1 pseudogene is annotated in these 459 nt (G+C 31.8%); it reads right to left on the reverse strand.

What is annotated here, in order from left to right:
• A pseudogene (locus tag CCZ01_RS10655) lies at positions 1-459 on the reverse strand (hypothetical protein); the annotation flags it as partial.

A 459-nucleotide genomic window follows, 5' to 3' on the forward strand; every position in this document is an offset into this window, starting at 1 on the left:
ACTAAATCAATATCCCCTAAGCCTTCTTTATAGAATGCTCCTGCAACTTGTGCATTAAACTCACCTTCACCTTTGAAAACTCTTGATTCTCTTAAAAGCTTACTGATTGCATTTGTTCCATCATGATAAAACTCGGCATAATTTGTTCCAAATTCTTTTAGGGGTTGGATATTGAATTTTTCTTCAAACTGCTCTCTTATTTCATGGATTATAAATGAAAGTGAACGTGATACATGAAGAGACTCTTCTGTGTTTTTGATGGTTTCTTTCTTTAGATTCTCTTTTCTTTTGTATAATTCTTTTAGCTCTTGTGTGAATTGTTCATAATAATATCTGCTCTTTTCCTTCTTTTTTGCTGATAAACCTACCTTATCCATTAACTCATCAAGGTTGTAGTTTCCATTTTTGAGTAAGTCTTTTTTTGCAAGTTCTATGATTTGAGATGTCTCATTTTGCATA

This window comes from Helicobacter monodelphidis (assembly GCF_003288845.1).
Classification (GTDB): Bacteria; Campylobacterota; Campylobacteria; order Campylobacterales; family Helicobacteraceae; genus NHYN01.